The organism is Nocardia sp. NPDC004260, from assembly GCF_053603155.1.
Genome location: NZ_JBSGEZ010000014.1, coordinates 101,718 through 120,751, shown reverse-complemented (window position 1 = coordinate 120,751; position 19,034 = coordinate 101,718). Strand labels below are relative to the sequence as shown.

Sequence of the window (19,034 nt, the reverse complement as noted above, 5' to 3'; positions counted from 1 at the left end):
GACCACGTGGCGAACACTCCGCCACGCCTGTGCCGAGCGGTCGCCCCGCGGTCGGCGCGCCGATGCTACCCGATGGCAGGCCTCGGCGCGCCGGTGCGCTACGCGCCGGCGAGACCGAGCGTGTCCAGAATCCAAGCGTGCTCGAAGGCCACTTCCCGCCATTTCTCGTAGCGCCCGCTGACCCCGCCGTGGCCCGCGCTCATCTCCGTCTTCAGCAACAGCGGCGCATCACCGGTCGCGGTGGCGCGCAGCTTGGCGATCCACTTCGCCGGCTCGACGTAGAGCACGCGGGTGTCGTTCAGGCTGGTGATGGCCAGGATCGCCGGATAGTCCTTGGCCTCGACGTTCTCGTACGGCGAGTAGGACTTCATGTACGCGTAGACGTCCTCGTCGGCCAGCGGGTTGCCCCATTCGTCCCACTCGATCACGGTGAGCGGGAGCGACGGATCGAGGATGGAGGTGAGCGGATCGACGAACGGGACGTTCGCCAGGATGCCCGTGAAAAGTTCGGGAGCCAGGTTCGCCACCGCGCCGACCAGCAGGCCGCCCGCACTGCCGCCGTCGGCGATCAACCGGTCCGGGGCCGTCACCCCGGTGTCGACGAGATGCCGTGCGGCGGAGACGAAGTCGGTGAAGGTGTTCTTCTTGGTGAGCGTCTTGCCGTGCTCGTACCAGAGCCTGCCCATCTCGCCGCCGCCGCGCACGTGCGCGACCGCGAAGACCATGCCGCGATCCAGCAGCGACAATCGGGCAACCGAGAAGGACGGGTCGATGCTCGCCTCGTAGGAGCCGTAGCCGTACAGCAGCAGCGGCTTCGGCCCGTCGGCCGTCGTCTTCTTCCGCACGAGCGAGATCGGAATCCGGGTGCCGTCCTCGGCCACGGCCCAATCCCGATGCTGCTCGTACTCGTTCGCGTCGTAGCCGCCGAGCACGGGCTGTTCCTTGCGCAACAGCAGCTCACCGGTGACCGGGACGTAGTCGAACACCTGCATCGGCGTGATGAACGAGGTCACACCGATGCGCAGGGTCGGCTGCGCCCACTCCGGGTTGGAGCCGACGCCGACCGCGAAGAGTTCCAGATCGAAGTCGAGTTCGCGGCGCTCGCCGTAACCGGAGTCGGTCAGCGGCCACACCGCGATGCGGGTGAGCGCCTCGCGCCGGTAGCTGAGCACCAGGTGGTCGCGGAACGCGTCGATGTCCTCGAGCCGCACGTCCTCGCGATGGCCGATTAGCTGGGTGAGGTTCGACGGGTCGTCCACCGGCGCCTCGGCGAGCACGAAGTTCTCCGCCTTGACGCCGTCGACCACGTCGTTGTGCAGGATCAGGAAGCGGTGCTCGCCGCCGATCACCGCGTGCTCGGCGGAGTACTCGACGCCCTCGCGGCGCGGCAGCAGCACACGGAACTCACCCTCGGGATCGTCGGACTCGAGGACCCAGCCCTCGCTGGTGATCTTGGAGCCGACCCAGATCATCAGGTATTTCTCCGAGCGGCTCGCGCCGATGCTCACCCAATAGCGCTCGTCGGGTTCGTGGAACACCTTGACGTCGGGATCGGTGGCGCCGAGCCGGTGCCGCCATACCGTATCGGGCCGCCACGACTCGTCGACGGTCTGGTAGAAGACGTGGCTACCGTCCAGCGACCAGGTCGCGCCCGGAGCGGTGCCCGCGATCTCGTCGCCGAGCAGTTCGCCGGTGCGCAGGTCCTTGAAGCGCAGCACGTACCGCTCGTCACCGACGTTGTCCACCGAGTAGGCGAGCAGCGTGCCGTCATGGCTGATCGAGAACGCGCCGAGCGAGAAGAAATCGTGTCCTTCGGCCAGTTCGTTGCTGTCGAGCAGCACCTCTTCGCCCGGGACCTCGGTCTCGGCGTTCAACTGCGGCGGAGTCCACGCATCGATGCCTTCGGCGCCCGCCGCGACCGGGCACCGGCAGTGCACGCCGTACTGCTTGCCCTCGAAGCTGCGCGAGTAGTACCAGTAGTCGCCCAGCCGGGTGGGCACCGACAGATCGGTCTCCTGCGTGCGCGCTTTGATCTCGTCGAAGATCGTCTCGCGCAGCGTGCTCAGGTGCTCGGTCTGCGCCTCGGTGTAAGCGTTCTCCGCCTCCAGGTAGGCGATGACGTCGGGGTTGTCCTTGTCCCGGAGCCACTCGTACTCGTCGACGAATACGTCGCCGTGGTGCACCCGCTCGGTGGGCACCGTCTTGGCGACCGGCGGCGCCACCGCGCCGCTACCGGGTTCGGAGATCGTTCCGCTGTCGAGAGCCATGGCGTCCACCCTACTGTCCGGATGCCTCGCCGCCCGCCGCCTGGATGATGCCGTCGAGCACGTCACCCGTCCGGCGCAGATCGCGCATCGCCTGATCGATCCTGGCGCGTTCCTCGGTGAGCTTTTCCACCAGGAACGGCGTCGCCCTGGCGTTGGCGTGCCGTCGACGTCGTGGATGCACGGCAGCAGTTCGCCGATCGTGTCGCCGATTCGCGAGGAGTTCCTTTACGGCCGCACCGCCGAGGGCTACAGCGACTACCCGAATCGGACCGCGGCCGAATTGGTCCGCGACTGAGCAGTCAACGGCTGGGAAACCACCGGGCGAGCCGCTCGACCTCGCGGACGCGGCGCGGCGAATTCAGTCCTTCAGTGCGCCCCGGATGGAGGCCGCCAGATAGTCCAAATCCTCCCGCCGCGGACTGGTCGGGCGGCCGCGCAAACCGAACCCGTCGCCCGGCGTGCGAGGGATCACGTGCAAGTGGACGTGGAATACCTCTTGCCCGGCGGTAACTCCATCCGCCAGAAAGAAGTTCACCCCGTCGCACCCCACCTCACTGGCCCGCAACGCCGCCGCAAGCCGCTGCCCCACCTGGAACAACTTCCCCCCGACGACCGGATCGAGCTCCGCCAGACTGCGCGCCGCCACCTTCGGCACCACCAGCAGATGCCCCGGCGTCATCGGCAGAATGTCCATGAACGCCAGAACATCGTCATCCTCGTAGACCTTGCTCGACGGCGCTCGCCCGGCAACGATATCGGCGAAAATCGTGTAGGGATTCACGACTCGCAGCCTATGCGGCCGTCTGTGTCTTCGTGCTACGCAATCCGTTCCGCTTCCCGCCCGCGCCACGAAGGATTTCCCCGCGAAAGGCGCGGTTGCGCTAGAGGATCGGGGACGGCGAGTATCGGGCCGCGTCGGGGTACCGGTCGACGAGTTTTTGCACCTGGCCGATCACGTCGGCGACCTGGCCTTCGGCGGCGCCGACGAAGACGGACTTGTCGGACAGCGCCGCGGCGAGGGCGGGGCGGTCGAGCGGGAGGCGCGGGTCGGCGGCGAGGCGGTCCAGGAGGTCGGGTTCGCGGCCCTGCTCGCGCATGGCCAAGGCAACCGCGACGGCGTGCTCCTTGATCACCTCGTGCGCGGTCTCGCGGCCGACACCGGCCCGGACGGCTGCCATGAGGATGCGGGTGGTGGCGAGGAACGGCAGGTACCGGTCCAGTTCGCGGGCGATCACAGCCGGGTAGGCGCCGAACTCGGCCAGCACGGTGAGGAAGGTCTCCATCATCCCGTCGATGGCGAAGAACGCGTCCGGCAGCGCGACGCGGCGGACCACCGAGCAGAACACGTCGCCCTCGTTCCACTGCGCACCGGCCAGCTCGGCCGCCATCGAGGCGTAACCGCGCAGCACCACTTGCAGACCGTTGACCCGTTCGCAGGAGCGGGTGTTCATCTTGTGCGGCATCGCCGAGCTGCCCACCTGCCCGGGCTGGAAACCCTCGGTGACCAGCTCGTGCCCGGCCATGAGCCGGATGGTGTGCGCGAACGAGGACGGGCCCGCGCCCACTTGCACCAGCGTGGACAGCACATCGTGATCCAGCGAGCGCGGGTAGACCTGGCCGACGCTGGTGAGCACGGACGCGAAACCCAGGTGCCGGGCGACCTGCTGCTCCAGCCGGGCGAGCTTGGCCGGGTCGCCGCCGAGCAGGTCGAGCATGTCCTGCGCGGTGCCCATCGGGCCCTTGATCCCGCGCAGCGGGTAGCGGTCGATCAGCTCGCGCAGCCTGGTGAGCGCGATCAGCAATTCGTCGGCCGCGGAGGCGAACCGCTTGCCGAGGGTGGTGGCCTGCGCCGCGACGTTGTGCGAGCGGCCCGCCATCACCAACGCCTGGTATTCCGCGGCGCGCTCGGCCAGTCGCGCGGCGATCGCGACGCCGTGCGCGTGCACGTGCTCGAGCGAGAGCCGGATCTGCAGCTGCTCCACGTTCTCGGTGAGGTCGCGGCTGGTCATGCCCTTGTGCACGTGCTCGTGCCCGGCCAGCGCGTTGAACTCCTCGATGCGCGCCTTCACGTCGTGCCGGGTGACCCGCTCGCGTTCGGCGATGGAGGACAGATCCACCTCGTCGAGCACCCGCTCGTAGTCGGCGATCACCCCGTCGGGGACGTCGACGCCCAGCTCCGCCTGTGCCCGCAGCACCTCCAGCCACAACCGCCGCTCGAGTACGACTTTGTGCTCCGGCGACCACAGATGCACCAGCCCGGGACTGGCGTAGCGGGTGGCGAGGACATTGGGGACGATGCTCACGTCCGGTCAGTCTAGTGCTCGGTAACGATCCACTTGCTGGGGCGTGGCACGCACGGGGCTGTCCGCGGCCGCGTAGGCCGCCGCCTCCGGGGGCGCCGACCGCGCCGGGGGCGCGACGATGTCGATCACTTCCAGCAGCGCGCCGCGAGCCATCCGCCGGGGTTCCGGGTCCATCTCGGTGAGGGCGGCGACCACGGCTCCGTCCACCACCGCGACGAGTCGGCGCAACTGTTCCGGCCGCACCATCCGGTCGGATCGGCGCAGCACGTCGGCCAGCAGCTCGTCCAGCTGGGCCCGCAGCCGTAGCTGGACTTCGCGTAGCTCCGGGTGCCGCGCCGACGCGACCGATCGCTCGTAGCGGGCGATGAGCTGTCCGCGCGCGCCCTCGTCGGCCCCGTCGCTGCCCACCAGCAGGTCGAGCACCAGGTCGACGGTGGCCTCCGCGCCGCGGCGGCGGTGGCTCACCTCGCCGACTCGCCTGCGCATCGCGTCCAACTCGGCGTTGCCGCTGAACTCGACCGCTCGCGCGATGAGGTCGTCCAGCGATTCGAAGTAGTAGGTGGTCGACGCCAGAGGCAGATCAGCGCGCGTCGCAACCGAACGATGCCGCACCGCCTCGAATCCGCCTTCGAGCAACAGCTCGGCAGCGGCGGCTATCAAAGCCTGGCGACGCCGTTCGCCTTTCGGGGTCGTCGCGGTGATCACCGTGCCATCGTGCCAGTCGTCATCAGTTCTTCCAGGGGAAATCAGCGAGGAAAAGCAACCATCGTTGTTTTACCGCATCCGCGCGGCCAGGGTGCCGAACTGCGAAAAGTTCTTGCCGGGCAGAGCTTTCAAACGCATAGATAGTGCCCTAGACGCAGCAGCGCCGCCTCGATGTCGGCGGTGGCTCCGGCAAACGAGAAACGTACCGTTCGGTGTCCGTTGACGGTGTCGAAATCCACTCCCGGTGCGAGCGCGACGCCGGTGTGGTTCAGCACGTCGGCGCACCAGGCGCGGGAGTCGTCGGTGAGGTGGCCGATGTCGGCGTAGGCGTAGAAGGCGCCGTCGGCCGGGGCGAGGTCGGTGATGCCCAGTTTCGGGAGTCCGTCCAGCAGCAACCTGCGGTTCACCGCGTACCGGCGGACGTGCCCGTCGAGTTCCGCCTTGGCCTCCGCGCCGAACGCGTGCAACGCCGCGTACTGCGAGATAGCGGGCGGGCACACCGTCAGGTTCGAGGCCAGGCGCTGCAACGCGGGGCGCAGCCCGCTCGGCACCAGCATCCAGCCCAGCCGCCAGCCCGTCATGGAGAAGTACTTGGAGACCGAGCCGATCACCACCGCTTCCCGTGAGGTCTCCCAGGCCGACGAGGTCGCGCTGTCGGCCCCCGTGTCGTAGGTGATGCCGTGGTAGATCTCGTCGGAGATCAGCAGTGTGCCGTGCTCCTCGCACCAGCGGGCCAGCGCCGCGAGCTCCGCCGGGGCGATCATGGTGCCGGTGGGGTTGGCGGGGCTGGCCACCACCAGACCGGCGGGCGGCTCCGGAAGCGCTTCGAGCATGGCGACGGTGGGCTGGAACCTGGTCTGCGCGCCGCAGTCCAGCTCCAGCACGCGGCAGCCGAGCGCGGCGAGCGTGTTGCGGTAGGCCGGATAGCCCGGACGCGCCACCACGACGGTGTCGCCGGGGTCGAACGCGGCGAGGAAGATCAGCGAGAAGGCGCCGGACGAGCCGGTCGTCACGACGACGTCGTCCGGATCGACCTGATAACCGTAGGTCTCCCGATGATGTTCGGCGATCGCTTCCCGAATCGCCAGGATGCCGAAAGTCTCGGTATAACCCAGCAATTCGGACTGAATGGCCAGTTGGGTCGCGCGCAGGACCGGCGCGGGCGCAGGCGTCGACGGCTGCCCCGCCGCGAGCACGAGCACATCACCGTGCGTCCGGGCGCGTTCCGCGGCGGCTTTCCACACATCCATCACGTAGAAAGGTGGAATGGTCGACCGGCGAGATTGTCTGGACACTCGACAGACGGTAGAGCACGCTTCACCGCGCAGTCGCGGTTATGGTCTACCCGATGCTCGATAAGTCTCGACGAGACGGACTCGACCGAGTGCGCGGAGTAGCCGGCATAGGCGTCATTCCGCGCGACTGGCGTGCGCGCCTACCGCGACGTTCCCGACCTCGACTTTTCCGGAAACTCGATCCGCGCGTGCTGTGGGCACGCCGCCGCCACCTGCGGGCCTGGTGGCGGCGCAGGCCGGATCCCGGTGACCTGTGGCGCCGCAAACCCACCGGCGAGGAGTTGCTCGGGCTGGCGCGCAAGCACAAGGTGCTGCTCGGCGGGCTCGCGGCGACCGCGGTGTTCGCCGCGAGCGACATGTCGTTCGCCGGGACGGTTACCGATCGCACGCCCGCGCCGGACCGCGCCCAGCTCGTCGCCGTCGCGTATCCACCGCAGATGCAGAACACTCCGCCCTCGGTGACCAGGTTGCTGAACGCCATCGCCAACGGTGAGCGGCTGCGCGAACAGGCGGTGGTCGCGGCCGCCGCACGCGCGACGCTCGAACGCGCGAAGGCCGAGGCGGCCGCCGCCGTCGCCGGTGAGCGGCAGCCGTGGATGACCGGAACCGCGCCGGTGCAGCCCGGGGCGATGCTGCCGGGCGGCCGGGGCTTCGTTCTACCCGCCCACGGCGTCTTCACCTCCGGCTTCGGCTCGCGCTGGGGCACGTTCCACAACGGCATCGACATCGCGGGCCCGATCGGCACCCCCATCTACGCGGTCGCCGACGGCACCGTCATCGACGCGGGACCGGCGCAGGGCTTCGGCCTGTGGGTGCGAATCCGCCACGATGACGGCAGCATCACCGTCTACGGGCACATGTACGACTTCTTCGTCTCGGTCGGCGAGCGGGTGCCCGCGGGGATGCAGATCGCCCGCATGGGCAACCGAGGCGACTCGACGGGGCCGCACCTGCACTTCGAGGTGATCGTCGGCGGACAGCACGTGGACCCGCAGCAGTGGCTGGCGGTGCGCGGACTCACGTTCGGCTGAACCGCGACGCACCCGGTGGCTCGAGCGCGCCGATCCGCGGGCTCAGACCTCGATGCGGTTCTCGACGGCGGCCAAGCCGATATCCGTGCGGTAGTGGCTGCCCGGCAGTTTGATCGCGGCGATGCGGTCGTAGGCGCGGGCGCGGGCCTCGGAGAGGTCGGCGCCGACGCCGACCACGTTCAGCACCCGCCCGCCCGCGGAGAGCAGGGCGCCGTCTTCGCGCTGCGTGGTGCCCGCGTGCAGCACCGTCGCGTTCTCGTCGGACGCGCCCTCGCCCGCGCCGGAGATCGCGTCGCCGAGACGCGGACGTCCCGGGTAGTTCTCCGCGGCGAGCACCACGGTGATCGCGGAGCCGTCGCGCCAGCGCGGCGGGGCGACCTGCGCCAGCGTGCCGGTGGCGGTGGCGTGCAGCAGCTCGCCGAGCGGGCTGTCCAGCAACGCGAGCACCGCCTGCGTCTCGGGATCGCCGAAGCGGCAATTGAATTCGACCACGGCGGGCCCCGCCGCGCCGATCGCCAGCCCCGCGTAGAGCAGGCCGGAGAAGCCGCTGCCGCGCCGCACCAACTCGGCGGCAACGGGTTTCACCACGTCGTCGACGATCGCGGTGACGGTCTGCGCGGGCAGCCAGGGCAGCGGCGTGTACGCGCCCATGCCGCCGGTATTGGGGCCGGTGTCGCCGTCACCGACGCGCTTGTGGTCCTGCGCGGGCAGTAGCGGAACCACCGTCTCGCCGTCGACCAGGCAGAACAGCGAGACTTCCGGTCCGTCCAAGAACGATTCCAGCAGCACGGGGTGGCCTTGTTCGAGCAGTTCGGCCCCGTGCTCGCGCGCGGCGGAGCGGTCGGCGGTCACCACCACGCCCTTGCCCGCCGCGAGTCCGTCGTCCTTCACCACCCAGGTGGGACCGAAACGGTCGAGCGCGTCGTCCAGCTCGGCCGGGTTGTCCACCACCTCGCTGTGCGCGGTGCGCACGCCCGCGGCGGCCATCACATCCTTGGCGAACGCCTTGGAGCCTTCGATCCGGGCGGCCGCGGCCGACGGGCCGAAGCATGGGATGCCCGCCAACCGCAGCGCGTCGGCGACGCCGAGCACCAGCGGGACCTCGGGGCCGATCACCACCAGGTCGGCGTCCACCTCGGTGGCCAGCGCGACCACATCCTCGGCGGCGCACGGGTCGACCGGGCGGACCTGCGCGTGCTGGGCGATCCCGGCGTTGCCGGGGGCGGCGAAGAGCGCGGTCACCGCGGGGTCCCGGCGCAGCGCCAGGACGAGGGCATGTTCACGGGCTCCGGAACCGATGACGAGTACACGCACGGCAGACAGCCTAAACGAGCCGTTCGGCGTCTTCGCCGCTGCCGGTGCGTGCGGAGGGGATGATGAAAGGGGACAACGGATGTGGGGCGTGACATGGCCCACACCGACCACTGTCGTCCTTTCCGGCACGAGCGGGGGCCTGACCACTCGTGCCGCCGGAGCATCCGAAGGAAGTGCTGAGATGGGTCTGATCGACGGACTGATGGGCAACGCCGGCCGGATCGATCCGGGACAGGCGCAACAGGAGTACGCCAAGCTCCTCGGCAACGGCGAACAGGTCTATGCCGCGTACCTGCTGGTCCGCGACGCGATGCTGTTCACGAACCGCCGCCTGATCCTCATCGACAAGCAGGGCGTCACCGGCCGCAAGGTGAGCTACCACAGCGTTCCCTATCGCGCGATCACCCACTTCTCGGTGGAGACCGCAGGCACCTTCGATCTGGACGCGGAGCTGGCCATCTGGATCTCGGGCAGCGACGAGCCGCTGCTGAAGCGGTTCAACCGGCAGGTGGACATCTACGAGGTGCAGGGCATCCTGTCGCATTTCGTCGCGGTGTAGCGCGGGGCGGTCCGGCGCCTGGGCACACGGGCCGGTCTACGCTGCGGGACATGGCTTCTGTCTTCAGCGCGATCATCGCCGGTCAGCTCCCGGGCCGTTTCGTCTGGGAGGACGACGAGTTCGTCGGTTTCCTCACCATCGCCCCGGTCACTCCCGGTCACACCCTCGTGGTGCCCCGCAAGGAGATCGACCACTGGCAGGACATCGACACCGACACCCTCGCCCGGCTGACCGCTGTCGCACAGAAGATCGGCCAGGCCGTGCGCGCGGCCTGGGACGCACCGCGCGCCGGTCTGCTGATCGCCGGTCTCGAAGTGCCACATTTGCACGTCCACGTGTTCCCGGCCTTCTCGATGGGTGACTTCGACATCTCCGGCGCCGACCCGAACCCGAGTCCGGAGTCCCTGGACGAGGCCCAGGCCAAGATCAAGCAGGCGCTGCGCGACCTCGGTCACGGCGACAACGTCCCAGGCTGACCCGCCTCTCCGGGTATTCAGGCCGTACTGGTCGGGTGGTGCGCAATGTGCGTTCAGGTCCTACGTTGCGTGGCACGTAGGTTTTGGGCGTACCCGGTGAGTTACCCATGTTCGTACGAGATCAGTCGTCGCCTCGGTTTTGGTAAGGGCCGACCGCTCGTCGCGGTCGACCCTTATCTATCGGTCAGCTCGCGACGTCGTGCAAAGGTGTATCGACGCCTCCGATCGCGACCGTGGCCAGGGTTTGTCTCGGGGTCCAGTAGATCCGGCCGTGTTCGAAGTCCTGGTAGGTACCCGTGTCCCAGGGGATCTCGTCGGTCGTCGGCCAGCCCAGCGGGCCGGTCTGGTAGCCCGAGCGGTTCCAGCGGTCGCGGATCGCGCCGTGCACCCAGCACACACTGTCGCTCGATTGGCGCCGGTAGAGCGCTCCGCCTTGGAAGCCTTGCACCTCACCCGTCGTCTGACCGTCCGCCCCGTGCATGACGGTGCGGTCGGTGATCGGATAGCCGAGCGGGCCTGCCTCCCAACCCAATGCTTCGAACTTTCCCCACAACGTCTCCGGGATGGCGTGCGCGCCGGTGTCCGGATGCCAATAGATGTACCCGTGCTCGAACTGGGCGAAGCGGCCCACGCCGTCGGGTGTCGCGATCTCCCCTGCCGTGATCCGCGTACCGAGCCACGGATTCGCCGCCGCGCAATCGTTGATCGCGTTCGGCTCCGATCCGCTCGGCTCGCCGGTGGCGAAGCCGCGCACGTCGTCGGCGAACACGTCCCAGGGGAAATTCGGTCCCACATCGGTGTGCGTGCCGATGCCGAGACACTCGGTGACGTACTTGTGGTCGGAAATGCCCTGGCGCCGCTGGTAGGGCGGCGTGATGACATACGTGTCGAAGCCGTATTTGCGCGCGTCCTGCACCGCGAGCCAGGCCGCGATGCGGATATCGTCGCGGATGCGCAGCCAGTCGTCCCGACTCCATGCGACGCGGCTGCCCGCGAAGCAGAGGTTGATGGTGAACGAGTTCGCGTCCAGCACCGACCAGCTGGCCAGGTCGGTGTCGACCACGTCGACCACCACGCCATCGCGGACGGTGTAGTGGTAGCTCACGCCGTTCGCCGGGTTGTTCAGATAGTTGGCCAGGCTCTCGGCGGTTCCGTTGCCTTCCTGGGTATGCAGCAGGAAGTTCTCGACGCGCGCACCGTGGCGGCTGGACGCGGAGTCACCCATCCGGTCCAATTCGACGTAATCGGGCTTCTGCATTGTTCCCCCTGAGTTCGGATTCGCCTTCGACCATTGGCCGTAGTCGGCGGCGAGGACTTTGTCGACATCCACGACGACGCCGCCGACCCGGTCGGCGTCGATGCGGATCTGATGGAGGTGCGCGGCGGGGTGGTCGCCGTTGATCGAGGAATCACCGGACCAGTTGTGTTGCCAGAACCACGTGGCGACGCCGTCCTCGAGCGCCCAGTCGATGCACCGGGCGTTGCCGTACATGCCGGTCCATTCCAGACCGACGACCGATGCCCAGCCACGGAGAAACGGCGCGATCAGCGAATTCCACTCGTCCAGCGACGGATTCGCGTCGACGGGGGCATACAGCGGGCGGGAATCCGGCCCGCCGGCCGCGCGGTGGTAATCGAGCGCGATCCGCGCGTGGCGCACGCCCGCGTCGTAACCGCCTTTCCAGTCCGACGTCTCACCCTTGCCGTACTGGTAATTGGTGACTATCTCGAGCCCGATGGCACGTAATCGGTCGCAGTATTCCCGCCGCAGCGGCTTCGCACCGAAATTCGTGCCAGGACGGGAATCGCTGAAGTAGCCTATGACGCCCGCGTATCCAGCGTCTTTGATCGCTTGCGGCTCGATGAGCGCGGCGGAGAAGTCGATCAGCTCAGTCATCGCGCGCTCCCTTGGTCGTACGAGCCCGCGCAACGGTCGGCGGCAACGCGTTGTATTCGTACATCTGAAGCAACTTTCGGCAGATGGAGAACCCGACAGAGCTAGAGTCACCCGAATGTGCGTGAAGTATGCCGAGATGTCCCGTTTGTGGCCCATCCGGTGTTTGCGCGTGATCTGAACATGCTCGTCACGAGAAATGTTTGCGCACACCAGACTACAAACGGACTCGTAGCGAGAAACATGCTCGCCAGTCGGTAATCAGATTTGCCAACAGTTTGCTATTGCTCTCGAACTGGTCGGCCGTTTTCGCCGAGCACTCGGGAGCGGGCCAGGATGACGAATTCTTCGCTGCGTCCATCGAATTCGAATCGGCGCGTTCGGCGGCAGGTCTTTCGCGGCCACCGCGATCGTTCCCTCTCGGCCGCGCCACAGCCCGCAGATTGTCCAACTGGCAGCGCAAGGCGGTGCGCCCGGTCCGCCGCGCTCTCGCCTGCCGCGATCGTGACGCCGTCTCGGAGACCTCGAGACCTCCCGACCCGAGCGAATCACGCGGCCGGACTCGAGCCGGGAGACGCCCGCGCCCGCGAAGAACGGTATCGGGACCGCCCGCCCATCGAATCGAGCGGCACCTGCCCGGCCAGAGACCCCATGGGTTGCAACCACAGAGGTGCCGAATGGTGTCCCTGTCAGGATTGAACTGACGACCGCTCGCTTACAACATCGAGCACAGCCTCTACCACTGAGCTACAGACGCGCAGCGGCTGAACGGAGCCCCCTGTCAGGATTGAACTGACGACCGCTCGCTTACAAGGCGAGTGCTCTACCACTGAGCTAAGGAGGCGGGAAAGCGGTTGTCATCATAGCCCGGTACGCCGTCCGCATCACAACGGAATCCGCGTTCGGCACCGAACGCGACCGTACCGGCCCGGCAACCGCTTTCGAACGAAGCGATCGAGCATGTGCCGTCCGCGGCCCGGCTCATAGCCGAGTGGCCGCCGCGTCCGCGACGAAGTCGCGAGCGGCGGTCACTCGGACGGGAGCCGTCAGTGAGCCACGAACACGCCGCGCCGGAGGCGCGGCAGATCAGACAGAGCCCTGACGAGCCGCGTCGTCCGCGGCCATGGCGTCGCGCAGGCTCTTCGGACGCATGTCGGTCCAGTTCTTCTCCACGTACTCGACGCAGGCGGCGCGGCTGTCCTCACCGAACACGACTCGCCATCCGGCTGGAACCTCTGCGAAGGCCGGCCACAGGGAATGCTGTTCCTCGTCGTTGACCAGGACGAAGAAGCGGCCGTCTTCATCATCGAAGGGGTTGGTGCTCAATTTCACCTCACTGGATACTGGCGCTATGTACGGGATCGCTCCTGGTTCGCACGGTGCCGGGTTGCTTCCAATCCCTGGCGCCGAGAGACCCGAGCGTTGTTTCGACACTAGCAAGCAAGACGTTACGCCTGGGCGGTTACCTATGCCCGCACCTCGGCCCGACTCGCAATCAGGACGCAAAGAAGTCCAGGAGAATCTTGTTCACCGCCTCCGGCCGCTCCAAATATCCGAAATGCCCGGCGTCCGGTACCTCCTGGTACCGCGCACCCGGAATGACCTCGGCGATCTCCCTGGACAGATACGGCGGAATCATCCGGTCGTCGGCGAATCCGACCGAAAGACAGGGCACCCGGATCGCCCGGTAGGCCTGCACCCGGTCGAAATCGTGATCCATCCTGCGCTGAGCCCGAATGCCCGGCGAGACCGGCCCGCCGGTGAACTCGAACAGGTCGAGCCAGTCGCGCGCGGCGTTCGGCTCGGCCATCGTCGCAGGCGAGAGATTCATGACCGCGGTGATCGCCGCCTCGTATTTCGGCGGCAGTGTCACCCCGCGCGCGTCGAGTTCGTGTTCACCGAGCGAGAGCGTCTTCTGGAACTGGTCCAGCCGCCCGTGCCCGGCCATGAACACGGCCTTGCGGACCAGGTCGGGGCGGGCCAGTGCCAGCTCCTGCGCCACGCGCGCCCCCATCGAGGTGCCCACCACCAGCGCAGGGCCCTCGTCCAGGAATTCGATCAGGGCGGCGGTGTCGGCGACCAGCTCGTCGATGGTCATGCCGGAGGCGGCCTCGAAGGACGGCGCGATCCCGCGGTTGTCGAACGTGCACACCCGGTAACCGGCCGCGACCAGGGCCGGAACCTGGTGCAGCTCCCACACCCGGCCGGGACTGCCGGTGCCCATGATCATGACCACCAGCGGCGCGGAGCCCTTGGCGCGGTCACCCTTCACCTGATAGTTGAGGGAAATCCCGTTCACCGTGGCCAGCGGCATGTCGTCGACCCTTTCGTGGAGTTGGTGCTGCGCTCCCCACGGTATAGGGACCAGCGCGGAAGGCACGTCGACCGGGGTGTCCTTGCGGCGCGTGCCGCCATTGCGCCAACGCCCCGGCGGGCGCGCCTCCCAGCGTCGCATACCATTGACTTTTCGCAGGGTAAGAGCGCACGAGCCGGGAGGACTTGACGATGGCCGCGAAGGGCAGCGCCAACGACATTGCGGACGACGATCTGGAACCACTCGCCGACGAAACGGCGCGTCAGGCGCAGCGAGTGGTCGCGGCCTACGCCGAGGACGCGGACGAATGCCGGATGTTGTTGTCTATGTTGGGTATTGGACCGAACGCTCGAGGCGAATAATCTCGTTCTCGACGCCAACGGCGACGTCGACTACACAACTCCAGCGGGATACAGCAACGCGCAAAGGATGCGTGAGTGGACCAGATGAATCCGTCCGACGACTCCGAGCACGCCAGAGACACCTCGACTGCTGACGCCGCGGCGGAAACCACCGGCTCCGGTACTGGCTCCGGTTTCGTCGTCGTCGCCAACCGGCTCCCGGTCGACCTCGAACGACTGCCCGACGGCAGCACCAGGTGGAAACGCAGCCCGGGCGGTCTGGTGACCGCGCTGGAGTCGGTCTTGCGCAACAACAAGGGGGCGTGGGTCGGCTGGGCGGGCGTCCCCAACGTCGACGTGGAGCCGATCATCGAGGACGGCCTCGAACTGCATCCGGTCCCGTTGTCGGCCGACGAGGTGGCCGACTACTACGAGGGCTTCTCCAACGGCACGCTGTGGCCGCTGTACCACGACGTCATCGTGCGGCCGGTCTACGACCGCAGGTGGTGGAGCGCCTACGTCACCGTGAACCGGCGCTTCGCCGAGGCCACCGCCAAGGTCGCCGCCGAGGGCGCGACGGTGTGGGTACAGGACTACCAGCTCCAGCTGGTGCCCAAGATGCTGCGCATGCTGCGCCCCGACCTCACCATCGGGTTCTTCCTGCACATCCCGTTCCCGCCGGTCGAGCTGTTCATGCAGATGCCGTGGCGCACGGAGATCGTGGAGGGCCTGCTCGGCGCCGATCTCATCGGCTTCCACCTGCCCGGCGGCGCGCAGAACTTTCTCTATCTGGCGCGCAGGCTGGCCGGTCAGCCGACCTCGCGCGGGTCGGTCGGCGTGCGCTCCAAGCTCGGCGTCGTCCAGGTCGGTTTCCGCACGGTGCGAGTCGGCGCGTTCCCGATCTCCATCGCCTCCGCCGAGCTGGACGAGCACTCCAGGCGCAGATCGGTGCGCGAGCGCGCCGCCAAGATCCGGGCCGAGCTGGGCAACCCGAAGAACATCCTGCTCGGCGTCGACCGGCTGGACTACACCAAGGGCATCGATATCCGCCTCAACGCGCTCGAGGAGCTGCTCGTCGAGGGCCGGATCGATCCCGCCGACACGGTCATGATCCAGCTGGCCACGCCCAGTCGCGAGCGGGTGGAGAGCTACATCCAGATGCGCGGCGACATCGAACGCCAGGTCGGCCGGATCAACGGCGAGTTCGCCCGGGTCGGCTACCCGGTGGTGCACTACCTGCACCGTCCGATCCCGCGCGACGAGCTGGTCGCGTTCTTCGTCGCCGCCGACGTGATGCTGGTGACGCCGCTGCGCGACGGCATGAACCTCGTCGCCAAGGAGTACGTCGCTTGCCACAGCGGGCTCAACGGCGCCTTGGTGCTGAGCGAGTTCACCGGCGCCGCGGCGGAACTGCGGCAGGCGTACCTGTGCAACCCGCACGACCTGGACGACGTGAAGGACGCCATCGTCGCGGCGTTGGAGGACGAGCGCGACGTCAAACGCAGGCGGATGCGCTCGCTGCGCAGGCAGGTGCTGGCGCACGATGTGGATCGCTGGGCCCGGGCCTTCCTCGACGCGCTGGCGCAGGACCAGGTCGCGGGCAGCGCGCTGCTGACCGACGACGACGTCTATCCCGAGGACCGCGAGCCGCGCTGAGTCCGCCGTTCACAGGAATCACCCAGCTTCGGTCCAGGAAGTTCGCAGGCGAACAGCGGACGATGAAGCCATGAGTGGCGCCCCCGTGCAGCAGACACCCGAGGCCAGGGTGCTGGTGGTCGACGACGAGCCGATGATCGTCGAACTGCTCGCGGTGAGTCTGCGCTATCAGGGCTTCGAAGTCGACACCGCGGCCGACGGCGCGCAGGCGCTGGACAAGGCGCGCAGCTTCCGTCCGCAGGCGCTGATCGTGGACGTGATGATGCCCGGCATGGACGGCTTCGGCCTGCTGCGCAGGTTGCGGGCCGACGGCATCGACGCGCCCGTGCTGTTCCTGACCGCGCGCGACGACGTGCAGGACAAGATCACCGGCCTCACCCTCGGGGCCGACGACTACGTCACCAAGCCGTTCAGTCTGGAGGAAGTGGTGGCCCGGCTGCGGGTGATCCTGCGCCGCGCCGGGCACGCCGCGCCGCAGCGGGAAAGCTCGCGCCTCCGTTTCGAGGACATCGAACTCGATGACGACACCCACGAGGTGTGGAAGGCGGGCGAGCCGGTCGCGCTGTCGCCCACCGAGTTCACACTGCTGCGCTACTTCATGGTCAACGCGGGCACCGTGCTGAGCAAACCGCGCATCCTCGACCACGTCTGGCGCTACGACTTCGGCGGCGAGGTCGGCGTCGTGGAAACCTACGTCTCCTACCTGCGCAAGAAGGTCGACACCGGCGATGCCCGGCTGATCCACACGCTGCGCGGCGTCGGCTACGTGATGCGCGCGCCCCACCGCAAGAGCGGTTCATGAGCCGGGGCCGGATCGTCGGCGCGCGCGAAGGTTTCCGGCTGGCTGTCCGCCGTTCCGCTGCGCGTGACCCTGATGGTTCTGTTGGTGCTCACGGCGGGGCTCGGCTTGCTCGTCTCCGGCATGGTGGTCACCTCGGCCCTGGAACAGCAGCTGACCGCCCGCACCGACCAGCAGTTGCGCGGAGGCGCGATGGAATGGTCCCGGCGTGGGCCGCCGCCACCGGTGCTGCCGCCCGACCCACGCCACGCCCCCAGCCAGTTCTGGGTGCGTTCGATACGCACCGACGGGCGCGCGTTCCTCATCCCGGCGTTCGCCGTCGACGCGGAGCCGGTGCTGCCTGCCACGCCGCCGACGGGCCCGTACACCGTCGACTCCGCGAACGGAGGAGCGATCCGGTGGCGGGTGCTGACGCTGCGCACACCGGAGGGCACGACGACGGTGGCGCTGCCGCTCACGCAGAACACCGACACGGTGCACCGGCTCGTGGTGCTGGAGCTGATCGTCGGGGCGGTCGTCCTGGCCGTGCTGGCGGTGCTCGCGTACTTCATGGTGCGGCGCAGCTTGCGGCCGCTGCGCCGAGTGGAGAGCACCGCCGCGGCCATCGCCCAGGGCGACCTGCACCGCCGGGTGCCGGTGCGCGACACCAACACCGAGGTCGACCGGCTGTCCAGATCGCTGAACGGGATGCTGACGCAGATCCAGCGCGCGTTCACCGCGACCGCCGCGTCCGAGGAGGCGGCCCGCCGGTCCGAGGACCGCATGCGCCGTTTCATCGCCGACGCCAGTCACGAGTTGCGCACCCCGTTGACGACGATCCGCGGGTTCGCGGAGCTGTATCGGCAGGGCGCGACCGACGATCCCGCCGCGTTCATGGACCGCATCGAGCGCGAATCCCAGCGGATGGGCGTGCTGGTGGAAGACCTGCTGATGCTCGCGCGGCTGGACGCCCAGCGCCCGCTGGAACTCGGCCCGGTGGACCTGCTCGCCGTCGCCAGCGATGGAGTGCACAACGCACGCGCCGTGGTCTCCGCCGGGCACTCCGACGGGCCCGTCCGCACCATCGAGCTGAGGATCGAGCCGGGCGAGGGGACGCTCGAGGTGATCGGCGACGAGGCGAGGCTGCGCCAGGTGCTGAGCAATCTGCTGAACAACGCCCTCACCCACACCGCGCCCGACGCGAAGGTGACGGTGCTGCTCACTCCTGGCCCCGATGATGTGCTGCTCGAGGTGGCCGATACCGGTCCGGGACTGACCGCGGAGGACGCCGAACGCGTCTTCGAGCGCTTCTACCGCGCCGACACCTCCCGCGCCCGCAGCAGCGGCGGCACGGGTCTCGGCTTGTCCATCGTGCAAGCGCTGGTGACGGCGCACGGCGGCGAGGTGGGCGTGCGCAGTGCACCCGAGGCCGGGACGACGTTCACGGTGCGGCTGCCGCGCACAGTGTCATCGGAATCGGCCTAGCGAATCCAGCGGACCGGCTTCAGACCGGCGTCACCGCCGACACCAACCAGTGCGAATCGGACTTCGTCAAGGAGACGCGTACCCGGCTGCCGGTGGTGGTGCCCTGCGGGGTGTCCTTGCTCGTCATCACCTGGTTGAGGAACAGCAGGACCTGGGCGTGCGAGCGGTCGGCGGAGATGACGCCGGCCGCCTGGGTGGTCGCAGTGACGGTGAGCTGCTTCTCCTTGGCGCCGGGAGCGATCTGCTTCTCGATCAGCGTCAGGTAGTCGGCGCGGAAGTCGCCGCTGAGGTTGTCGGCGGATTTGCGCAGCTCCGTGTCCACGGTCTGCGGGTTGTAGGTGAACATGGCCTCGAGAGTGCGGCCCGCCGTCGCGACCGCGTCCTTGCGCGATTGCTCGGCCTGCCGGTCATCCCAGTAGCGGTAACCGTTCACGCCGCCGACGACCGCGGCGGCCGCCACCACCACACCGAGCACCGCGAGCAGGATCTTGGCGCGAAGGCCGTTCATATTCATGCTGTGTCCTCTCCGGCATGAACGGGGCCCTGCGTGGTCACGCTCCGCTGCCGCCTACGGGCCTGACCGTTCATGCTGTGTCCTCTCCGGCATGAACGGGGC

Annotated in this window: 18 protein-coding genes and 1 tRNA gene; 8 read left to right on the top strand and 11 right to left on the bottom strand. The window is 68.3% G+C overall.

Annotated elements, in window-relative coordinates:
- Nucleotides 1-98: 98 nt before the first annotated feature.
- On the bottom strand, nucleotides 99-2,267 hold the full coding sequence (locus tag ACWEO7_RS11240) for a S9 family peptidase (RefSeq protein WP_452422705.1): 2,169 nt from the start codon (nucleotides 2,265-2,267) through the stop codon (nucleotides 99-101).
- Here ACWEO7_RS11240 and ACWEO7_RS11235 point away from each other — a divergent pair.
- Nucleotides 2,266-2,562, top strand: a complete 297-nt coding sequence (locus ACWEO7_RS11235; protein WP_452422703.1) for a hypothetical protein — start codon at nucleotides 2,266-2,268, stop codon at nucleotides 2,560-2,562. The two genes, ACWEO7_RS11240 and ACWEO7_RS11235, sit on opposite strands and share 2 nt — an antisense overlap.
- 63 nt (nucleotides 2,563-2,625) lie before the next feature.
- Here the strand turns inward: ACWEO7_RS11235 and ACWEO7_RS11230 are convergent, their stop codons facing one another.
- The 4 genes from ACWEO7_RS11230 to ACWEO7_RS11215 form a co-directional block, all read right to left on the bottom strand.
- On the bottom strand, nucleotides 2,626-3,048 hold the full coding sequence (locus tag ACWEO7_RS11230; RefSeq protein ID WP_450026238.1) for an HIT family protein: 423 nt from the start codon (nucleotides 3,046-3,048) through the stop codon (nucleotides 2,626-2,628).
- Nucleotides 3,049-3,148: 100 nt separating this feature from the next.
- Nucleotides 3,149-4,570 (bottom strand): adenylosuccinate lyase, encoded by a 1,422-nt coding sequence (gene purB, locus ACWEO7_RS11225; RefSeq protein WP_452422701.1) that lies wholly within the window; start codon nucleotides 4,568-4,570, stop codon nucleotides 3,149-3,151.
- 6 nt (nucleotides 4,571-4,576) lie between these two features.
- Nucleotides 4,577-5,275, bottom strand: a complete 699-nt coding sequence (locus ACWEO7_RS11220; protein WP_355076926.1) for a TetR/AcrR family transcriptional regulator — start codon at nucleotides 5,273-5,275, stop codon at nucleotides 4,577-4,579.
- Nucleotides 5,276-5,403: 128 nt separating this feature from the next.
- Nucleotides 5,404-6,525, bottom strand: coding sequence for a pyridoxal phosphate-dependent aminotransferase (locus tag ACWEO7_RS11215; protein ID WP_452422747.1), 1,122 nt, complete (start codon nucleotides 6,523-6,525; stop codon nucleotides 5,404-5,406).
- Nucleotides 6,526-6,623: 98 nt separating this feature from the next.
- Here ACWEO7_RS11215 and ACWEO7_RS11210 point away from each other — a divergent pair, with 98 nt between their 5' ends.
- Nucleotides 6,624-7,601 carry a M23 family metallopeptidase gene (locus tag ACWEO7_RS11210; protein ID WP_452422699.1) on the top strand — a complete coding sequence of 326 codons (978 nt, stop codon included), beginning with the start codon at nucleotides 6,624-6,626 and terminating at the stop codon, nucleotides 7,599-7,601.
- A 42-nt stretch (nucleotides 7,602-7,643) separates the two neighbouring features.
- Here the strand turns inward: ACWEO7_RS11210 and purD are convergent, their stop codons facing one another.
- On the bottom strand, nucleotides 7,644-8,915 hold the full coding sequence (purD, locus tag ACWEO7_RS11205; protein ID WP_452422697.1) for a phosphoribosylamine--glycine ligase: 1,272 nt from the start codon (nucleotides 8,913-8,915) through the stop codon (nucleotides 7,644-7,646).
- A gap of 181 nt (nucleotides 8,916-9,096) precedes the next feature.
- Between purD and ACWEO7_RS11200 the strand changes: the two genes are divergently transcribed.
- Nucleotides 9,097-9,474 carry a PH domain-containing protein gene (locus ACWEO7_RS11200; protein ID WP_067795076.1) on the top strand — a complete coding sequence of 126 codons (378 nt, stop codon included), beginning with the start codon at nucleotides 9,097-9,099 and terminating at the stop codon, nucleotides 9,472-9,474.
- 50 nt (nucleotides 9,475-9,524) lie between these two features.
- On the top strand, nucleotides 9,525-9,950 hold the full coding sequence (locus ACWEO7_RS11195; RefSeq protein WP_452422695.1) for an HIT family protein: 426 nt from the start codon (nucleotides 9,525-9,527) through the stop codon (nucleotides 9,948-9,950).
- A 184-nt stretch (nucleotides 9,951-10,134) separates the two neighbouring features.
- Here ACWEO7_RS11195 and ACWEO7_RS11190 read toward each other — a convergent pair whose 3' ends face one another.
- The 4 genes from ACWEO7_RS11190 to ACWEO7_RS11175 all read right to left on the bottom strand — a co-directional run bounded on the left by ACWEO7_RS11190 (nucleotide 10,135) and on the right by ACWEO7_RS11175 (nucleotide 14,158).
- The gene (locus tag ACWEO7_RS11190) at nucleotides 10,135-11,847 is read right to left on the bottom strand and encodes a glycoside hydrolase domain-containing protein (RefSeq protein WP_452422693.1); all 1,713 of its coding nucleotides are present in this window, start codon (nucleotides 11,845-11,847) and stop codon (nucleotides 10,135-10,137) included.
- A 769-nt stretch (nucleotides 11,848-12,616) separates the two neighbouring features.
- Nucleotides 12,617-12,688, bottom strand: a tRNA-Thr gene (locus ACWEO7_RS11185).
- A gap of 242 nt (nucleotides 12,689-12,930) precedes the next feature.
- Entirely contained in the window at nucleotides 12,931-13,170 is a 240-nt protein-coding gene (locus ACWEO7_RS11180) for an MbtH family protein (RefSeq protein WP_067795192.1), read from the bottom strand.
- Between the two features lie 169 nt (nucleotides 13,171-13,339).
- Nucleotides 13,340-14,158, bottom strand: coding sequence for an alpha/beta fold hydrolase (locus tag ACWEO7_RS11175; RefSeq protein WP_452422745.1), 819 nt, complete (start codon nucleotides 14,156-14,158; stop codon nucleotides 13,340-13,342).
- Nucleotides 14,159-14,349: 191 nt separating this feature from the next.
- Between ACWEO7_RS11175 and ACWEO7_RS11170 the strand changes: the two genes are divergently transcribed.
- The 4 genes from ACWEO7_RS11170 (at nucleotide 14,350) to ACWEO7_RS11155 (ending at nucleotide 18,418) form a co-directional block, all read left to right on the top strand.
- Complete coding sequence (locus tag ACWEO7_RS11170; protein WP_169334155.1) at nucleotides 14,350-14,520, top strand: hypothetical protein; 171 nt, start codon at nucleotides 14,350-14,352, stop codon at nucleotides 14,518-14,520.
- Nucleotides 14,521-14,604: 84 nt separating this feature from the next.
- Nucleotides 14,605-16,155, top strand: a complete 1,551-nt coding sequence (locus ACWEO7_RS11165; protein WP_452422743.1) for an alpha,alpha-trehalose-phosphate synthase (UDP-forming) — start codon at nucleotides 14,605-14,607, stop codon at nucleotides 16,153-16,155.
- A gap of 70 nt (nucleotides 16,156-16,225) precedes the next feature.
- Nucleotides 16,226-16,957, top strand: a complete 732-nt coding sequence (locus tag ACWEO7_RS11160) for a response regulator transcription factor (protein WP_450022507.1) — start codon at nucleotides 16,226-16,228, stop codon at nucleotides 16,955-16,957.
- 72 nt (nucleotides 16,958-17,029) lie between these two features.
- On the top strand, nucleotides 17,030-18,418 hold the full coding sequence (locus tag ACWEO7_RS11155; RefSeq protein ID WP_452422691.1) for a sensor histidine kinase: 1,389 nt from the start codon (nucleotides 17,030-17,032) through the stop codon (nucleotides 18,416-18,418).
- A 19-nt stretch (nucleotides 18,419-18,437) separates the two neighbouring features.
- Here ACWEO7_RS11155 and ACWEO7_RS11150 read toward each other — a convergent pair whose 3' ends face one another.
- Entirely contained in the window at nucleotides 18,438-18,932 is a 495-nt protein-coding gene (locus ACWEO7_RS11150; protein WP_450022503.1) for a h domain protein, read from the bottom strand.
- Between the last annotated feature and the right edge of the window lie 102 nt (nucleotides 18,933-19,034).